The organism is Methylomonas sp. MED-D (genome assembly GCF_050276835.1).
Lineage (GTDB): Bacteria > Pseudomonadota > Gammaproteobacteria > Methylococcales > Methylomonadaceae > Methylomonas > Methylomonas koyamae_A.
On the sequence record NZ_CP189965.1, the window covers coordinates 1,917,017 to 1,934,744 of the forward strand.

At 57.5% G+C, this 17,728-nt stretch carries 17 protein-coding genes and 1 riboswitch; of the genes, 16 read left to right on the forward strand and 1 reads right to left on the reverse strand.

From position 1 onward, the window contains the following. The first annotated feature begins 259 nt into the window (after nucleotides 1–259). The 13 genes from ACQE3E_RS08505 (at nucleotide 260) to ACQE3E_RS08565 (ending at nucleotide 15,868) form a co-directional block, all read left to right on the forward strand. Nucleotides 260–628, forward strand: coding sequence for a hypothetical protein (locus ACQE3E_RS08505; RefSeq protein WP_313728394.1), 369 nt, complete (start codon nucleotides 260–262; stop codon nucleotides 626–628). A gap of 43 nt (nucleotides 629–671) precedes the next feature. Next, nucleotides 672–2,057, forward strand: a complete 1,386-nt coding sequence (locus ACQE3E_RS08510; RefSeq protein WP_313728392.1) for an MFS transporter — start codon at nucleotides 672–674, stop codon at nucleotides 2,055–2,057. Nucleotides 2,058–2,088: 31 nt separating this feature from the next. Further along, complete coding sequence (gene ssb, locus ACQE3E_RS08515) at nucleotides 2,089–2,559, forward strand: single-stranded DNA-binding protein (protein WP_064030875.1); 471 nt, start codon at nucleotides 2,089–2,091, stop codon at nucleotides 2,557–2,559. A gap of 24 nt (nucleotides 2,560–2,583) precedes the next feature. Then, a complete protein-coding gene (locus ACQE3E_RS08520) occupies nucleotides 2,584–3,753 on the forward strand; it encodes an MlaE family ABC transporter permease (RefSeq protein WP_313728391.1) in 1,170 nt (389 codons plus the stop codon). A gap of 2 nt (nucleotides 3,754–3,755) precedes the next feature. After that, on the forward strand, nucleotides 3,756–4,547 hold the full coding sequence (locus ACQE3E_RS08525) for an ABC transporter ATP-binding protein (RefSeq protein WP_313728390.1): 792 nt from the start codon (nucleotides 3,756–3,758) through the stop codon (nucleotides 4,545–4,547). After that, complete coding sequence (locus tag ACQE3E_RS08530) at nucleotides 4,544–5,536, forward strand: MlaD family protein (RefSeq protein WP_064030873.1); 993 nt, start codon at nucleotides 4,544–4,546, stop codon at nucleotides 5,534–5,536. Before ACQE3E_RS08525 ends, ACQE3E_RS08530 begins: the two co-directional genes overlap by 4 nt. 521 nt (nucleotides 5,537–6,057) lie before the next feature. Beyond that, a riboswitch (cyclic di-GMP riboswitch) is annotated at nucleotides 6,058–6,134 on the forward strand. Between the two features lie 102 nt (nucleotides 6,135–6,236). Continuing rightward, a complete protein-coding gene (locus ACQE3E_RS08535; protein ID WP_168028885.1) occupies nucleotides 6,237–7,055 on the forward strand; it encodes a PEP-CTERM sorting domain-containing protein in 819 nt (272 codons plus the stop codon). 108 nt (nucleotides 7,056–7,163) lie between these two features. Next, nucleotides 7,164–7,928, forward strand: coding sequence for a VPLPA-CTERM sorting domain-containing protein (locus ACQE3E_RS08540; RefSeq protein WP_427501514.1), 765 nt, complete (start codon nucleotides 7,164–7,166; stop codon nucleotides 7,926–7,928). After that, nucleotides 7,925–9,580: a hypothetical protein gene (locus ACQE3E_RS08545; protein ID WP_313728388.1), complete on the forward strand. Its 1,656-nt coding sequence runs from the start codon at nucleotides 7,925–7,927 to the stop codon at nucleotides 9,578–9,580. Before ACQE3E_RS08540 ends, ACQE3E_RS08545 begins: the two co-directional genes overlap by 4 nt. Before the next feature lie 34 nt (nucleotides 9,581–9,614). Further along, nucleotides 9,615–10,199 (forward strand): cohesin domain-containing protein, encoded by a 585-nt coding sequence (locus ACQE3E_RS08550; protein ID WP_313728387.1) that lies wholly within the window; start codon nucleotides 9,615–9,617, stop codon nucleotides 10,197–10,199. A 197-nt stretch (nucleotides 10,200–10,396) separates the two neighbouring features. After that, nucleotides 10,397–13,435: a YncE family protein gene (locus ACQE3E_RS08555; RefSeq protein ID WP_313728386.1), complete on the forward strand. Its 3,039-nt coding sequence runs from the start codon at nucleotides 10,397–10,399 to the stop codon at nucleotides 13,433–13,435. Nucleotides 13,436–13,548: 113 nt separating this feature from the next. Next, a complete protein-coding gene (locus tag ACQE3E_RS08560; RefSeq protein ID WP_313728385.1) occupies nucleotides 13,549–14,127 on the forward strand; it encodes a PqiC family protein in 579 nt (192 codons plus the stop codon). Nucleotides 14,128–14,812: 685 nt separating this feature from the next. Further along, on the forward strand, nucleotides 14,813–15,868 hold the full coding sequence (locus tag ACQE3E_RS08565) for an FAD-dependent oxidoreductase (protein ID WP_313728384.1): 1,056 nt from the start codon (nucleotides 14,813–14,815) through the stop codon (nucleotides 15,866–15,868). A 13-nt stretch (nucleotides 15,869–15,881) separates the two neighbouring features. On the opposite strand, the gene ACQE3E_RS08570 is transcribed toward ACQE3E_RS08565, so the two are convergent. Then, a complete protein-coding gene (locus ACQE3E_RS08570) occupies nucleotides 15,882–16,547 on the reverse strand; it encodes a Crp/Fnr family transcriptional regulator (RefSeq protein WP_064030866.1) in 666 nt (221 codons plus the stop codon). A gap of 241 nt (nucleotides 16,548–16,788) precedes the next feature. Between ACQE3E_RS08570 and ACQE3E_RS08575 the strand changes: the two genes are divergently transcribed. Genes ACQE3E_RS08575 through ACQE3E_RS08585 form a run of 3 tightly spaced genes read left to right on the forward strand, consistent with a single transcriptional unit; the run spans nucleotide 16,789 to nucleotide 17,704 of the window. Next, the gene (locus ACQE3E_RS08575; protein ID WP_064030865.1) at nucleotides 16,789–16,974 is read left to right on the forward strand and encodes a hypothetical protein; all 186 of its coding nucleotides are present in this window, start codon (nucleotides 16,789–16,791) and stop codon (nucleotides 16,972–16,974) included. Nucleotides 16,975–17,004: 30 nt separating this feature from the next. Further along, the gene (locus ACQE3E_RS08580) at nucleotides 17,005–17,256 is read left to right on the forward strand and encodes a hypothetical protein (protein ID WP_064030864.1); all 252 of its coding nucleotides are present in this window, start codon (nucleotides 17,005–17,007) and stop codon (nucleotides 17,254–17,256) included. A gap of 13 nt (nucleotides 17,257–17,269) precedes the next feature. Continuing rightward, complete coding sequence (locus ACQE3E_RS08585) at nucleotides 17,270–17,704, forward strand: nitrogen fixation protein (protein ID WP_313728382.1); 435 nt, start codon at nucleotides 17,270–17,272, stop codon at nucleotides 17,702–17,704. Nucleotides 17,705–17,728: the final 24 nt, after the last annotated feature.

Consider the following 17,728-nt stretch of genomic DNA (forward strand, 5'->3'; position numbering starts at 1 on the left):
GAACGTTGGTTCCAGTATAGGCTAATTGCTTTATGCGCCACTACGACCGAGAGAGGGGGCATCTTGTCGAGTTTAAGGGGAGTCATTAATTCTACTTTGTCAGATTCTCGGTAGTGCTCGTCATTTCGGCGGGGATTGCCGAAATCCAGACCCCACGGACGGATCGAAGCTTGCCATCCATGGCACTGGATACTCGCATCCCGGCGGGTATGACGGCGTTGCTTAAATCTGACAAAGTAGAATTAATCGTAACTGGAATATGCATGCCATCGCTGTTGCATTGGAAGGTGGCGACTGGGAAGCGTCTTTAGTCGTCGGCGCCAGTGGTGATTTTGTCATTGGAATTCCTGACCGAATTGGATTGAAACCGGCGGTGGTTTTCAATCGGAATGGGGGGCTGGTTTGGGGTGGCTTTAGTATCGCTCTCACCAACAGCCCGCAACACGCGCCAATGGCTCTTTCTGGGATCAAGGATGACCAATGGACCGCCGAGTCGGCGATGGTCGAATGTGCGGCAATGTCGGCCCATAATCGGATCTTGCTGTTCCGGCCCAGCGGCGGCCGGCTGATCGCGCCGGATTTGGGCGGCGCGCACCGTCCTTGCATTCCTGAGCGCCGCGTAACCTGATACCATAAGCGGCTTTAGGATACCGCGCGAAGAGGAGTTGGGTTTGACACAGGTTCAGGATATTACCAGTCCGATGACGGCCATGGAGAAACGGGCGACCGTCTCGCTGGCCAGTATCTACGCGCTGAGGATGCTGGGTTTGTTCATGCTGCTGCCGGTGCTGTCGTTGTTCACCGAGCAAATGCCCGGTTCGACGCCGAAATTGGTCGGTTTGACGATGGGCATTTACGGTTTGAGCCAGGCGATTCTGCAAATCCCATTCGGTTTGTTGTCCGACCGCTTCAGCCGCAAGACCATCATTGTCGTCGGATTGTTGCTGTTCGTGGCCGGCAGTGTGGTGGCCGCGCTGGCGACCGATATTTACGGCGTGTTGATCGGCCGGGCCTTGCAGGGCTGCGGAGCGGTGTCGGCGGCGGTGATGGCTTTGTTGGCCGATTTGACTCAAGAGGTACACCGCACCAAGGCGATGGCGACGATAGGCGCCAGCATCGGCATTTCGTTCGGCGTGGCGATCACGGCCGGACCCATCATCGCCGACCATTGGGGTATCGCCGGCATTTTTTGGATGATCGCGTTGTTGGCGGCGTTGGCGATTCTGGTGGTGCTGTTCGTCGTACCCAACCCGGAAAAAATCACCACGCACCGCGACGCCGAATACATTCCGTCCGAGCTGAGTTCGGTGATTACCAACCCGGATTTGCTGCGTTTGAATTACGGCATCTTTGCGTTGCATTTGATTTTGATGGCCAGCTTCGTGGTCGTGCCTTTGTTGATGCGCGACGCCGGCCTGGAAGGCGGCAAGCATTGGCTGGTGTATTTGCCGGTGTTGGTCACGTCGATGGCCGGTATCATTCCGTTTGTCATCATCGCCGAGAAAAAACGCAAGATGAAGGGCGTGTTTCTGACGGCCATTTCGACGTTATTGGTGGCGAATTTGGGTTTCGTGCTGCTGCACGGCGAGTTGATCGGCTTGATCGCTTGTTTGTGGATCTTTTTCTGCGGGTTCAATTTGTTGGAAGCGACCTTGCCGTCGCTGATTTCCAAAACCGCGCCCGGCGATTTAAAGGGCACGGCAATGGGCATTTATTCCAGTGCCCAATTCATCGGCGCCTTTTTAGGCGGCGCGGCCGGCGGCTGGCTGTACGGCGAATTCGGCCCGGCCTCGGTATTCTTGTTCTCGGCCGGTATCGCCGCCAGTTGGATAGTGATTGCCTGGTTCATGTCGCCGCCGCGCTATTGGGCCAATTTACTGTTGCCATTGAAAAACGTGTCGCCGGAGCAAAGCGGCGAATTTTCCAAACAACTGCTGAACATCGTCGGCGTCGAGGAAGTTCGTCTGCATTTCGAGGAACAAGCCGCCTATCTGAAAGTCGATAGTCAGCGCCTGAACAAGGACGATTTGAACCAATTTTTACAGCAATGGCGTTGAGCCGCTGCTTAGTTTTTTTACGGAGAAAACCATGCTGAATAAAGTCATGCTGATCGGAAATCTCGGGGCCGACCCGGAGGTGCGTTATATGCCGAGCGGCGATGCCATTACCACGATACGATTAGCCACCACCCGCCGCTGGAAGGATCGCAATTCCGGCGACCGCAAGGAAGAGACCGAATGGCATCGGGTCGTGTTCTTCTCCGGCCTGGCAAAAACCGCCGGCGAGTATTTGAAAAAAGGCAGCCAGGTTTATGTCGAGGGCCGGATTCGTACCCAGAAATGGCAGGGGCAGGACGGCCAGGATCGTTACACCACCGAAATCGTCGCCGAATCGATGAACATGCTCGGTAGCCGCAGCGGCGGAACCGCTAATTATTCCGATAACAATACGCCGCCGCCGAGCAGTTACGATCAGCGTCCTTCCGCGCCGTCTTCGTCGTCCGGTCCGCAATCGGCGCCGGCGTCTTACGACGATTTCGACGACGATATCCCGTTTTAATCGGTTAAGGCATCCCTCGTCTCGGTGACAACCGCACCCGCTATTCCGCCGGTCAACGCCGCTGGTTCACGGCCGCCCTCGATCGCCGCGAACGTAACGTCGGCGGGCTTGGAAGTCGCCTTCGTCGGCGATTGGCTGTTGCAGTCCGATTCGGCCGACATCGAGCCGATCTTGGCGCGGGTCAAGGCGTTAGAAGCCGGCCAGCGATTGTGTTTCGCGACGGCCGAGCTGGGCCGCTGGGACAGCCTGCTGGTGACCGAGTTGATCAAAATTATCGACTGCGCGACCGGAAAACGGTTGGCGGTCGATAAAGCTACGCTGCCGGCACCGTTGCAAGGTTTGTTGGCGCTGGTTTACGCGGTGCCGGAACGCCTGGACGCCCAACGCGTTACCCGGAAAATGCGCTGGAGCGAGGCGCTGAGCGCCGAAACCGCCGCCGCGGTCCGGCATGCCAAGGAGATGCTGATCTTCGTCGGCGACATGACGCTTAGCACCTTGGCCGCCGTGCGCGGTCAGGCGCATTTCCGGCGCCAGGATTTGTGGTTGTATATCCAGGAATGCGGCCCGTCGGCCCTGCCCATCGTCACGTTGATCAGTCTGTTGGTCGGTTTGATTCTGGCCTTCGTCGGCGCGGTGCAGTTGTCGCTGTTCGGCGCGCAAATCTACATTGCCAATCTGGTCAGTCTGGGCATGACCCGCGAAATGGGCGGGTTGATGACCGCGATTATCATGTCCGGCCGCACCGGCGCCGCCTATGCGGCGCAGATCGGCACGATGCACGTCAATAGCGAAATCGACGCATTGAAAACGATGAATCTGGACCCGATGGCTTTTCTGGTACTACCCAGAATGCTGGCCTTGATTATCATCATGCCTTTGCTCTGCTTGTATGCCGATTTGATGGGTATCGTCGGCGGCGGCTTGGTCACCGTGAATTTTTTCGACGTGTCGTTGACCGAATATCTTGACCGCACCGCCAGCGCGGTCAAGATGAAGGACTTTATCATCGGTTTCGTCAAATGTTCGGTGTTCGGAATTTTGATTGCGTTGTCCGGCTGCATGCGCGGCATGCAATGCGGCCGAAGCGCGTCGGCGGTCGGCGATGCCGGGACTTCCGCGGTGGTGACTGCGATCGTATTCATCGTGGTCGCCGACTCGGTGATGACCATAATCTGTAATCGCCTGGGAATTTAGCGATGGCCGATGCCTGCATCACGATCAAGGATTTGACGATGACCTACGGCGATTTCGTGATTCAGCGCAACCTGAATTTCACGATCAATCGCGGCGACGTGTTTGTCGTGATGGGCGGCAACGGCTGCGGCAAGACCACGCTATTGCGGCACATGATAGGCTTGAAGGCGCCGGCCGCCGGCGACGTATTCTACGGCGATCAAGCCTTGTGGGCCGCCGATCCGGCCGGTCGCCAGCGCATTCTGCAGCGCACCGGCGTGTTGTTTCAGAGCGGTGCCTTGCTCAGTTCGATGACGTTGGCCGAAAACGTGGCGCTGCCGATTACCGAGGCGACCCGTCTGCCGGCCCGGAAGGTCCGCGACATCGTGTCGTATAAGCTGGCGCTGGTGGGTTTGGCCGGTTTCGAGGATTATTATCCGTCCGAGTTGAGCGGGGGCATGCAAAAACGCGCCGGTTTGGCTAGAGCCATGGCGCTGGACCCGGAAATTTTGTTTTTCGATGAGCCGTCGGCCGGCCTGGACCCGATTACCGCCAAATTGCTCGACGACCTGATCCTCAGTTTGAGTCAGGCCTTGTCGGCGACCGTTGTCGTGGTGACCCACGACTTGGATAGTATTTTCCTGATCGGCAGCAATTCGGTGTTTCTCGATGCCGAAACCCATACGATGATTGCCGGCGGTCCGCCCAAGCAATTGTTGGCGGAATCCAAAGATCCCAATATCGTGCGTTTCCTGACGCGCGGTGATGCCTCGGTCTCCCGGCAAGCCGGTGGCCGTAATCGGAGTAATCTGTGAGCAAGCAAGCCAATCCATTGGCGATCGGTTTGTTTTTGACCGGTGCGCTGACTTTGTTGACGATGGGCGTGATGATTTTCGGCGGCGGCGATTATTTCAAGGACAAAAATCGCTTCGTGATCTTCTTCGACTCGGCCTTGAACGGCTTGAACGTCGGCGCGCCGGTTAAGCTGCAGGGCGTGCAGATCGGCAACGTTAGCGAGATTTCGTTGGTGATGGAAACCGACACCGACCGAATCTACAAACCGGTGGTCATCGAAATCGATCCGGCCTTGCTGCGCAACACCTCGGGCGAAGAGAGTCACGGCCACACCAAGAAACAGCAACAGGAAGCGGCGCAACGGATGATAGAAGCCGGCTTGAAGGCGCGATTGGAAACCCAGAGCTTGCTGACCGGCTTGCTGTATGTCGATTTGAATTTCTACAGCGACAAGCCGATCAATCTGGTCAAACTGGATTATAAAAATTTGCCGGAACTGCCCAGCGTGCCGACTACGGTCGACGAAATCCGCAACACCGCCGACGAAATCATCAACCGGGCCAAGCAATTGCCGGTCGAGGAAACCCTGAAAAATCTGTCCGATACCTTGACCGAAATCCGCAATCTGTTGCAGTCGGATAACACCAGGCAATCGATGACCGCCTTGGCGAAGTCCTTACAGGAAACCCAAAAGTTGATGGCGACGCTGAACCGGCAAACCGAACCCTTGCTGAGCAACGCCAACGGCGCTTTGACGGACACCCGCGCCACGCTGCGGGATTTCAACCGGGAATTGCTGCCGGTGTTGCGCGCCGCCGAACAAAGCCTGGCCGCCGCGACCCAGGTTCTGCAGGAATCGCGGCACGCGCTGAATGCGGTCGAGACGCTGGCCGACGCCGACGCGCCGCTGAACCAGGCCTTGCTGGAAGTGCGCAACGCCTCGCGTTCGCTCAAAGACTTGGCCGAGGGGCTGGAACGCCAGCCGCAAGCCTTGATTTACGGCAAATAACTTTCCCACTCTTTGCGGCACCCTCGTTTCGCCGGTCCCGCTGAAACGATGTTTTCCGGCGTCAGTCCGGTTTTAGGCATCAATTAATCTTAAATTTAATAAATTATGTTATACGCCGCGAAGTGCATTGGGCATTTGCGGTAGGAATATTAATTTTAATTTTGTTTCAATAACTTAGCTTATCTATAGTTGAGATTAATTGAGTGAAATCACTCAGTAAAAAATAGGCGAATGGGTTTGTCCGTTTGCTTTTCATGCGCCCCGTCGACCGCAGTCGACGATGTTCAGATTCTCTGTGTACCCCGGTTTTAGCAGTGATGACTCGGTTCTGGACTCCAATAGCGCCACCGACAGCCGGTCACCGTTTCCCGGTTTTAGCGAGGTATGGCTGGCACACTAACTGCTTGAGTCTGTTCGCCGCACCGGAAATTACTTTCGGAATCAGCATCTGGACAGTGTGCCGGCAAGAGCGGATCAGGAGAGGCCGCGAGAGTCGAGCCGAGTTTAAGGTGCGGTATCGACGGTAAATTTGCCACATCCGCCGCAAGACGGAGCCGGAAAGCCTTGGGTCTTGGTTCAAGACAGCCGGGTTGCCTCTCGAACGAGAGTAAGCGTCGGTTCGAAGCGTTCGAATCGGCTACCGAAAATCTATCTTTCAAGCCTATAGGAATTAAATATGCAATTTCATGGATCAAAAAAAATGACGTTAGGAAAAACCTGGTTTGCCGCGGCGGCGCTTGCGGCGACCAATCTAGCCAACGCCGGTACCTTGAACGGCGGTGTGTTCAATATCGCATTCAACGACCCAAACGACTTATTGGCCGGCTTGAACTTGGGAGAAGGTTCGATTACCTCTTACTACGTCGCCAATTTTTTCGATAAGGCGGTGGCCGACACCTTGACCGCGAACGATATGGTCGCGACTCCGACGAATACCTATCCGGCGCCGAACATATTAAGTTACGACGTGAATCCAAGCAGTTTGGCGGGCACCGGGATACCGACCGGTTATATCGGCGGCAGCGGGCGCAGTAATCAAGCGACGACGTTGACTTGGGCGTCCGATCAAGACCATCTGCTGAACGCCTCCAGCTTGACCGCGAGCGGTCAGGTCGGTTTGGATGGCGTGTATATGACGCGCGGTAGCTTTACCGGCACGCTGCTGTCCGGCGACTACAAATTCTCTTATATCGCCGCGCGAAACAACGGCACCAACACCGGTTGGACCTTAACCAACAACGTCAGTTTTGCTTCCAATACCTTCGACACCCGTAATATCAGTATTACCACCGACGGCGATAGCCTGGCCTTTACCGGCGAGCTCTGGTGGTCGCCCAACACATCGGCCTTTTTATTCGGTGGCGACGGTTCCAATTCCGCCGGCATGGCCGGCACCTTCAGTCTGATTTCGCCGGTTCCCGCCGCCGTTCCATTGCCGGCCGCCGCGTGGTTGTTCGGTAGCGGTCTGTTCGGCGTGCTGGCGTCGCGGCGTCGCAAGTCGGCACCGCTCGCCGCGTAACCGGCAACCCTGACCGGGCGCAATATCCGGACGACTAAGTCGTTCGGGTATTTTGCGCATCGGCTCTCAACGGAAATGACTTCCTCTGGCAAATTTATGCATATTCAAATGATAGGGTCGCGCGCGCTCGTTGCCGCGGCACTGCTGGCCGCGTTATCGCCGCCTGTTTCCGCCGCCACGGTTTCCGGCGGTACCATGGTGGTGAATCTCGATCGAGACGCGCTCGCCGACGCAATCGCGATTGACGCGACCGCCGCGCCTTCGATGTACTTGGAGGAATTTTTCGACGCCCCGGCCGCGAATAGCCGCACCGCCACGCAAATTCTCGAAGATCATATCGTGCCGGGCGTCGCCGAAATTCCGGCTAAGAACCTGACGTTTTCAGTGAACGGCACGCATGTCGCCAATCTGACCGGGCGCCACGCAAAACCGACCACGATCGAATTCGATCCGGCCAATTTCGCCTCGACCGTTACCGGCGTGATTGGTTTATCCGGCGTGTTTCGGTTCCGGGTCGATACAGGATCAGAATTCAATCGCATTTTATCCGGCGACTACGCGCTGGAATACGACGCCGCCAATATGGATGGCGCATCCGGCCGTTCCGCATGGTCCTTGTACAATCATGTGTCGTTTCGCTCCCAATCCTATAATTTGTTCAATGTCGTGCTGGATATTCACGACGGTTCGCTGGATTTGAGTGGCGAACTGGGTTTGGGCGAAGGCTATGACCATTTGTTCGGCACCCGCGATGCTATCGTCGGAAATTTCAGTTTGCATACTTCGGTGGTACCGGTTCCGGCCTCGATTTGGCTATTTGTTTCAGGTTTGGGCGGTTTGGCGCGCATTGGCATGCGGAGGCGCCAACTATGACGCGCGTTTCCGCGATGGCGTGGTTAAGTAGTGCGGCGTGGATCGCGGCGGCCGGCTCGAATGCGGTCGCGGCGAACGCGCCACACCGATTCGGTGCCTACGCCAGCATACAAATCAACGTCGATTCGGACGGCAATAATATTGTCGGCGACGCGGCCAACGAGCCCGCGCTGGCGATCAATCCACTCGATCCCACCAACCTTGTCGCGGCTTGGCGGCAATTCGACTCGGTGGCGTCGTCGTTTCGTCAAGCCGGTTGGGCCTACTCGGCCGATGGCGGGGCGAGTTGGCATTTTAGCGGCGCTATCACGCCGGGCGAGGGACGCAGCAATCCGACCTTGGATGTCGACGCGTTCGGCCATTTTTATTTCCAAAGTCTGCATTTCGATCCGACCTACACCTTTGTTCAAGATATTCAGGTGATTAAATCGCTGGACGGTGGTCGCGGTTGGGAAGCGCCGGTCCACGCTCATGGCGAAGGCGGCGATAAGGCACAGCTAGCGGTCGATCATAGCGGTGGCCCCGGAGACGGGCACGTCTATCTGAACTGGCGCGACTGCCTAGACGGCAAATGTTTTAGCCGTTCGCTGGACCGCGCCGCCAGTTTCGAAGCGCCGATCGAACTGCCGGAGAATCCGACCTTCGGCACGATGCGGGTTGGTGGCGACGGTACCTTATATATGGCCGGGCGTTTGGAATACCCGTACTTCGACGAAGAAAACATGGATCGCAATCTGCACAAGCATATTTTCGTCAAATCGACGAATGCCGGCGATGCGAACCAAAAGCCGACGTTCGAAGTACGCGAGATCGATATGGGCGGCTTGGCGCCGCTGTTTTTGTTCAGACAAAACCCGAATCAATACGGGCCGGTCGGCGACGTGCAAATGGCGGTCAACTCCGCAATCGGCGCCCGGCAAGGCGAATTGTACGTGCTCGCCACCGTCGATCCGGCAGGACCGGACAACTTGGACGTTAACTTTATCCGCAGCAGCGACGGCGGCGAAACCTGGTCGGCACCGATTCGGGTCAACGACGATACGCCAGCGGCGAATCATTGGAACTGGTTCGGAATGATGGGAGTTGCGCCGAACGGCCGTATCGACGCGGTTTGGTACGACACTCGCGACAGCAATAGCTACCGGGTTTCGCAACTCTATTACAGCTACTCGTGGGACGGCGGCTCGACCTGGTCCAAGAATCAAGCCGTCAGCCAGAGTTTCGATACGACGATCGCCTCGCCGCACGGTTCGCTGAAAATCGGCGATGCCACCACGCTGGTTTCCCGTGCCGACGGCGCTAGCGTCGCCTACACCGCAACCTACAACGGCGAACAGGATGTTTACTACCTGAAGGTATTTCCGGACTGCAACGCCAACGGCTGGTCCGACGTCGCCGACGTCGCCGAGCGCCGCGTCGGCGATACCAATACCAATCACATTCCGGACGTTTGCGAGACGATCACGGTGGCGGGCGATCTGGACGGCGACCGCGATGTCGATCAAGCCGACGTCAATTTCGTCATCGCTAAACGCAATCGCCGCGTGGTGGACGCCGATCCGGCCGACATTGATCGCAACGGCGCCGTCAACGTATTGGATGCTCGCAAATTGGCGTTATCTTGCACTCGGCCGCGTTGCGCGCTCGAGTAAACTTTTTTTCAACTTACTTCAAGGAGACCATTCGATGACACAAGGGTTTAGACAGATTTTAGCCGGAGCGATGTTGTTGTCGGCCGCCGCCGCCGCGAACGCCGCGATCGAACTTTCACTATTGCCAGTCTCGCAAAGCGCGGCCGAACTTAGCGTCGGCGTCGCGATATCCGGATTGAGCGACGGCGCGGCGCCGGCCTTGGGCGCTTACGATTTCGACGTCTTGTTCGATACGGCACACCTCGCCTATGTATCGGCCGATTTCGGCGATGCGGGGTTAGGCGATCAATTGGATGCGTTCGCTCTAGGAGTCAATCCGCAATCGGCGGCTTTAGCCGAAGCTGGAAAATTGAATGTGTTTGAATTATCGCTCGACGATCCGGCCGACTTGAACGCTTGGCAAGCTGACAATTTCACGTTGGCGGTTTTGCATTTCAACATTCTGCAAGCGGGTGATACGACGCTTAGTTTGGCGGTCAACGCGTTGGGCGACGCGGACGGCGACGCCTTAGCCGCTAGTACGACGCCGCTAACGGTCACCGCGGTACCTGTACCGCCGGCCTTCGCGCTGATGGCGGCTGGCCTGGGTTTGTTGTTTAAACCGCGCCGTTCGGCTTAACGAAGGGTCTGGCGCTAAGGTCAATAGCGGTTCCGAGCGCGCGGGTGAGCCCTTGCGCTCGGAAGCCGAGCCGTTTCACAAGCCGCATTGGCCGCGAACGGTTCAAATCGGAGGCTGTCGCGGCCTATTCCCCTGCGGTGATTCGGCGCTCCATGACGGAGCGCCAATTTCATGCAAGCTAACAGGAGGTAAACAAAATGTTTAGACGAATTAACTACGCCCTAGCGTACTGTCTTATTTCGATAGGCGCGTTAGGCTTACCGACCACGGTCTCGGCGGGGAGTAAAAGCAATTTCACGTTGTTCGAAAGCGGACAGGTACGACCGTTGGCATTATCGGCAGACCGAGGCCGGTTGTTTGCCTTGAATACGCCGGATAATCGCCTGGAAATTTTTAAAGTAGGCGATCAGCGACTGACGCCCGTCGGGTCGGTACCGGTGGGTTTGGAGCCCGTCGCATTGGCAGTTAGAAACGACAAGGAAGTCTGGGTGGTTAACCATTTGTCGGATAGCATCAGTATCGTCAGCCTGGATGACAACGGCGGCGGTCGTGTCACTCGAACCCTACAGGTGGGCGACGAGCCGCGCGACATCGTATTTGCCGGCGGTAAGGCTTTCGTCACTAGCGCTCACCGCGGACAGAATACCGGCGTCGATCCGCAGTTGTCGGTGCCTGGCGTGGGCCGGGCCGATGTGTGGGTGTTCGATGCCGGACAGCTAGGCGATGCGATGAACGGACCGCCTTTGACGGTGCTGACCTTATTCACCGACACGCCGCGTGCGCTAGCGGTGACGCCCGACGGCAAAACGGTTTACGCCGCCGGCTTTCACACCGGTAACGCCACGATGACGCTGAACGATGCTGTCGTCGAACGCGGCGTCGCGCCGCCATTCAATCGGGTTTATCCCGGACCGGCCACCAATCACGCAGGAGAAGCTCAACCCAAATCCGGCTTGATCGTCAAATACGACGGTAGCCATTGGCTAGACGAATTGGGGCAACAATGGGATGACATGGTGCCGTTCTCGTTGCCCGACCGCGACGTGTTCGCGATCGACGCCGCCGCCAATCCGCCGGCATTGCGGACGGATAAGGTCTACAGCGGTGTCGGTACCGTGTTGTTCAACATGCTGGTCAATCCCGCTAGTGGCAAAGTCTATGTGACCAACACCGAAGCGTTGAACCATAACCGCTTCGAGGGTGCCGGCGGTTACAGTAACGGTCAAACCGTACGCGGACATTTCAGCGAAAATCGCATCACCGTGCTGGGGGGCAATCCCACCGTGGCGCCCCGGCATCTGAACAAGCATATCGATTACAGCCAATGTTGCGAGCCGATTCCGAATCGGGAAAACGCCGACAGCGTGGCGCTACCGCTGGACATGGCAATTACCGGCGACGGTAAGACTCTATACGTAGCCGCGTTTGGAACCAGCGAAATCGCGCGTTACAACACCGAGGAATTGGAAAATGACAGTTTCGTTCCCAGCAGCGCGGCGCAGATTCCGGTCAGCGGCGGCGGGCCCAGCGGACTGGCGCTCGACGAAGCGAGAGGCTTGTTGTACGTGTTGACGCGATTTGATAATTCGATTTCGGTAATAGACGCCGTCAGCGGCCGGGAGGTCAAGCATGCGGCAATGTTCAATCCTGAACCCAAGCATATCGTCGAAGGCCGGCCCTTCCTGTACGATGCGGCGCGTAGTTCCAGCCACGGTGATTCGGCGTGCGCCAGTTGCCATGTATTCGGCGACTTCGATAGCTTGGCCTGGGATCTGGGCGATCCGGATGGCGATCAAGGCGAAAATACCGGCCCGTTCCGCAGTACCCCCGAGGTGGCCGCCCGCGTATTGGGCCATGAATACAATCCGCATTTTCGGCCTATGAAGGGACCGATGTCCACCCAAAGCTTGCGGGGCATGGATAACCACGGTGCCTTGCATTGGCGCGGAGACCGCACCGGCGGTAACGATGCCAATGCCTTGCCGAATTCCGGTCCCAATGTCCAACCCAATGGCGGTTCGTTCGACGAAGACGCGGCGTTTCGAAAATTTAATGTCGCCTTTCCCGGATTGGTTGGGCGAAATGCGATGTTAGGCGACGAACAAATGCAAAAATTCGCCGATTTCGTCATGGAGATTACCTATCCGCCCAATCCGATACGCAATTTGGACGACAGCTTGACCGCTCAGCAGTCGGCGGGTCGAGACTTTTATTTCAAGGCCCTGCCGTCGGATAGCTTCTTTTCCTGTAACGGTTGTCATGTACTCGATCGAGAAGGCAACGCCGAGTATGCCGATGTCAGCAAACCGGGCTTTTTCGGAACGGACGGCCATTACAGTTTCGATCACGTGCTGCAAATCTTCAAAATTCCGCACTTGCGCAATATGTATCAGAAGGTCGGTATGTTCGGGCTGGCGTCGCAATCGACGACCACCGAGTCCAATTACTTTTTACCCAAGGGCAATATCGGCAATATGGGATCGCAGATTCGCGGTTTCGGCTTCGGACCCGACGGCAGCGTCGATACCTTGTTTCGCTTCCTGAGCGCGCAGATATTTTCCAAATCGTTTTTCTCGGCGGAACCCGATCCGAACGACGCTCGAACCCCAATCGAACGTTACTTGGCCGGTATTCCGATCGGAAACCCCGGTGGTTTCGGTTTCGGCGCGGACGGAAATACCGAGCGGCGTAACGTCGAAGCGTTTTTGTTCGCGTTCGACAGTAATTTGTTTCCGGTTGTCGGCCAGCAAGTAACCTTGAGCGCCGCAAGCACCGAAGCGGTTGCCGCGAGAATCGACCTGTTGAAGGCGCAGGCTGATGCCGAGCATTGCGATCTGGTCGCGAAAAATCGCTACAGCGGGTTTTGGTATGTTGGTGGCGGTAAGTATAGAGCGTCGGCACAAGGGATCGGCGACGTCGGCGATCAGGACTTGCGCGCGTCGGCGGGGTTAACCGGCGGCGAGCTTACCTACACCTGCGTGCCGCCAGGTTCCGGCGAACGCATCGGTATAGACCGCGACAACGACGGCGTTTTGGATAACGACGAATTGCGCGCCGGCGATCTGGACGGTGACGACGACGTCGATAAGGACGACTTAAAGCGGTTGTTGGCCGGGAAAAGTGCCGCGGTCGCGCCCGGCGATCCCAGGGATCTGGATTACGACGGCGGCGTGACGGCGCGGGACGGGCGTAAACTGGTTGCGTTGTGCACGAGGCCGCGTTGCGCATCGAACTGAAGCGGTAGTGTAAAAAGCGAGCGGCGCAAGGCTTAACCGCCGCTCGAATACTATCGGTCGCGAGGTATATACGCGATAATCGGCGTTTAGCCTCGAAGTATTCGGTTGCCACGATGAATTTACTCAGCAAGCTTGTTCTAACGGTTTTCGCCGGGTTGGCCCTGTACGGATGCGCGGGCGAGCCCATCAGGTTTTATTTGCTGACTGCCGAGTCCGGCGCCGAGGCGGTCGCGCCGTTGCCGGCCGGGAGCGTTGTTGGCCTGGGGCCGATCCGTTTGCCGGCTTATCTGGACCGGCCGCAACTGGTGGTCGAGGTTGGGCCGCACGAATACCAGCTAGAAGAACATCAGCGTTGGGCGGAGCGGTTGGACGACAACATCACCCGCGAGCTAATGCAATCCCTGGCGCATCGGCTGGGTGTGCCGCAGGTATTGCGCTTTCCCTGGCCGCAGCGGCAGAACGTCGATTATCAAGTGAGCGCCGATCTGTTGGCGCTGCATCAGACCGCCGCCGGTGTCAGCCGGATGGCGGTGCAATGGCAATTCAAAAAAGCCGAGCAAGCCTGGCAGGGGCGGCGTTTCGAATGCGAAGAGCAGGCCGGCGGCGACGCGGAAAGCATAGTCGCCGCGCAAAGCCGTTGTTTGAGCCGGTTTGCGGCCGAGATTGCTCATGCCTTGGCGCAAGCGCGGTGAATTTCGGCCGGCGAAGAACAGCTTTGCTTGCCGCGTGGCGGCCATTCCCCTGAAATTACCCAAACCAAGGCCGTTTGCCGTGACCGTTCGTCAGCGCGAAGCTAACAGGCGCGTATTGCTCGCTAAAACGCGAGCCGCCGCAAGTACCGTCGGACAGGGTTGACAACCATTCACCGAACCGGCCGGTTGCAAAGATGCCTGGCGCATCGCGCGGATCGCGGAACGTCCTTGGAATGTCTCCTGTTTTGCCGACATCGCTCGAGCGTAGCGGCTATTGGCCTACACGTCCAACGATCGGAGATTCGGCGCCGTCCGTACCTGTTGTCATAAAATCTTAACCAAACCGCTTTAAAAACAGCAAATTCAGGATTAAACCGGCGCTCCTCCAAAAACGCGGACATCCAGTGCTACTTTGTCAGATGACTCAACAAGCATCGTCATTCCGGCAGGGATGGCCGGACCCGTTAGAATGCGGAGCGAGTCCGGACGCCACGGACGGATTTAAGCATACCCTCCATGTCACTGGATGCCCGCTTCCCGGCGGGCATGACGGTCTTGAACAAATCTGACAAACTAGAATTAGCCAGTGCAATACTCGGATTGCTAAAGGGCGGGGTTGCGAACTTTAACCATTTCCGGGCGGGCTAGCGTATTGCCCGGAATATTCAGCGGATTGGAGCATTTTGTGGAGATTGGTATCGTCGGCGGCGGCGTTAACGGTTTGTGTTGCGCTTGGCAACTAGCCAAGCTCGGCCATCGGGTCAGCGTTTACGAGCGCGGCAAATTGATGCGCGCCACCAGTTGCGCCTCGTCTAAGTTGTTGCACGGCGGGCTGCGATATTTGGAAAACGGCGAATTGCGTCTGGTGCGCGAGTCGCTGCGGGAGCGCGACGCCTGGTTGCGGCGCGCGCCGCATTTAACCGAAGCCTTGCGCTTGCGGATGCCGCTCTATCGGCAAGGCCGGCGAGGTCGCTTCACGGTCGGGGCCGGTTTGTTTATTTACGACCGTTTGGCCGGTCGCAGTCTGTTGCCCGGCGCGGTCTGGCTGGACGCCGCGCAAATGTTGGCGGAGGACCCTGGTTTGGATGGCGACGGCCTATTGGGCGGCTACGAGTTTTCGGACGGCCGGATGGACGACTACGCCTTGGGCGTCTGGGTCGCCGAGCAGGCTAGGACTGAGGGTGTCGAGATGTTCGAGGACGTCGAAGTGCTGAGACTGGATGCGGCCGGCCTCATCGAAACTACCGCCGGCGTCGTTCGTTTCGACCGGGTGTTGAACGTCGCCGGCCCGTGGGCCGGTCGCTTGCTGGAACGCAGCGGCGTCGATTCGCCTTATCGGTTGGACTTGGTCAGAGGCAGCCATCTGTTATTGAATCAAGCTTGCCGGCAAGCTTATTTGCTGGAAGTGCCCGGCGAGCGGCGCATCTTTTTCGTGTTGCCTTGGAAAGGCCAAACCTTGCTCGGCACCACCGAGGTTCGCCAAGGCCTGGACGATGCGATTGCTTGCAGCGATGCCGAACGCGATTATTTGTTGGCGGCTTATAAGCGCTACTTTCCGAATCAAGAGGCGACGATAGCCGGCCGTTTCGCCGGCGTGCGGCCGCTGATTTCCAGTGCCGCCGATCCGTCCCGCGCCACCCGCGAGTATGCGGTGCATCGCACCGGCCAACTCATCAGCGTATTCGGCGGTAAATGGACCACCGCGCTGGCCTTGGCCGAGCAGGTGGCGGCAAGGCTCTAATCGGCGCTCAAATTTACCAAGCCGCCGGCGGTTTATTGACGATTTTCAGCGCTTTGCCGTCAACCACCACGTAACCGCCCTTGGTGAGTTCCTTCATGATCTTATTGATCATTTCTCGCGACGAACCCACCATGTTCGCCAACTCCTGTTGAGTGGGCTTGTGGGCGATGACCTGAATGTCGCCGTCCTTCTCGGCCATGTCCTGCAACACTTTGATCGTTCGTTCGTACACATTGGACAGCGCCAGTTGTTTCACTTTTTCGGTCAAGTGGCGGACTTTTTCGGCCAGAACGCCGAGCAAGGTGATCGCCACATCCGGATGGGCCTTTAACCACAATATGAAATCGCCTTTCGAGACAATGCCGCATACGGTGTTTTCGGTGGCTTGGACCGCCGCCGAGCGCGGTTCGTTGCTGAGTAGGGCCAATTCGCCGAAATAGCTGCCGGCTTCCTGAATCAACAGCGTGACTTCCTTATCCTTGTCGTCGGTCGAAAACACCCGCACGGCGCCCGACAATACGATGTACAACGAACTGGTGTCGTCGCCCTCGTAAATAATCATGGCCCGTTTCGGAAATTTCACGGTTTTCACCTTGGCGGCCAGCGCCGCCAAGGCCTCTTCCTCGGCGTCGGCCAGAAACGGGATTTTCGCCAGATTGGCAAGGACTTCGCTTTGCATGGTGTTTCCTAGGTCAACGTTCGCCGTCCGGCTGTTTCCGCCGGTTGATTCCCAATGATTTTAGCGCTTTCCACTGTGAAAAGCGTCACGAATTCCCGGTGAAGCTTGTCACAGCCCCGGTGCCGGGAGTTGCGTACAGTACAAGCACCCGCCGAGTTTCGGCGGGCGGCGCGGCAAACTCACTGTAAGTTTAGATTGCCGCGGAATCGGCGCTAGCGCCATTTTACGACGGAGAAACGCAATGAACACAAAACAACCCTTTCAAGAAACGTTAAGAACGCTGAGTGCCCAAGAAATCGAGGCGGTATCCGGCGGACTGGTGTCGTTCGACGGCGACTTGAACCAATTTCCGAAGAAATTTTGGCCGGTGATCAATCCGGGCGCGATCAATATCAAGAACATCGCCACCAAATTTGCCATCGGTTAATTCGTATTCACATTCATTGAGGAAGTAGCCATGTCAAAAAAAGCATCGCGTATCGCAACATCCGAATTGGCCCAATTCGCATCGCAAGGTTTAAACCGGGCTCTGGAAGTCAGGGAATTAGCCGGTCAAGAATTGAGTCCGGAACAATTGGCGCAAGTGAGCGGCGGGGTGGCGCTGTTGAACTGGAACGGCATTATCAACGGCGGCCGCTTGCTCCAGCAGCTTCAAGTCGCGCCGCAACTGGACGCGGGCCTGACGCTGAATAAATTCGCCGCATTCTAGGGTTGATCGTGCCATGGCCTCGGAAACCTTAGTGTTGTGTCCCAGCGCCCAACCGGATTGGGAGGGCAGTCAGGTCATCGGCGTGATGACCGGTTCGGCCGAGCAGCCGGAACTGGCTTATCTGAAGGAAGCGCTGCCGGTCACCGACGAGATCCTGGAAATGGCCGGACCGGTCACGCCCGGCGAAGTGTTTCGCTTTTCGGCGCCGTGCGCTTGCAGCGGATGCGGTCACTATCGGTCCGAACAGTCGAAGTGCGGTCTGGTCGAAAAGGTCGTGCGGTGGACCCCGACGGTCGTCGAGCAGTTACCGACCTGTTCGATACGCTCGAGCTGCCGCTGGTGGCTGCAGGAGGGCAGGGACGCCTGTCTGCACTGCCCGCAAGTGGTGACCAACGACCTGAACCCGAGCGAGGACATGCGGCGGGCTTCGGATCTGGATGTCGTCTGAGCGCCATGGTCTCGATCAGGCTAT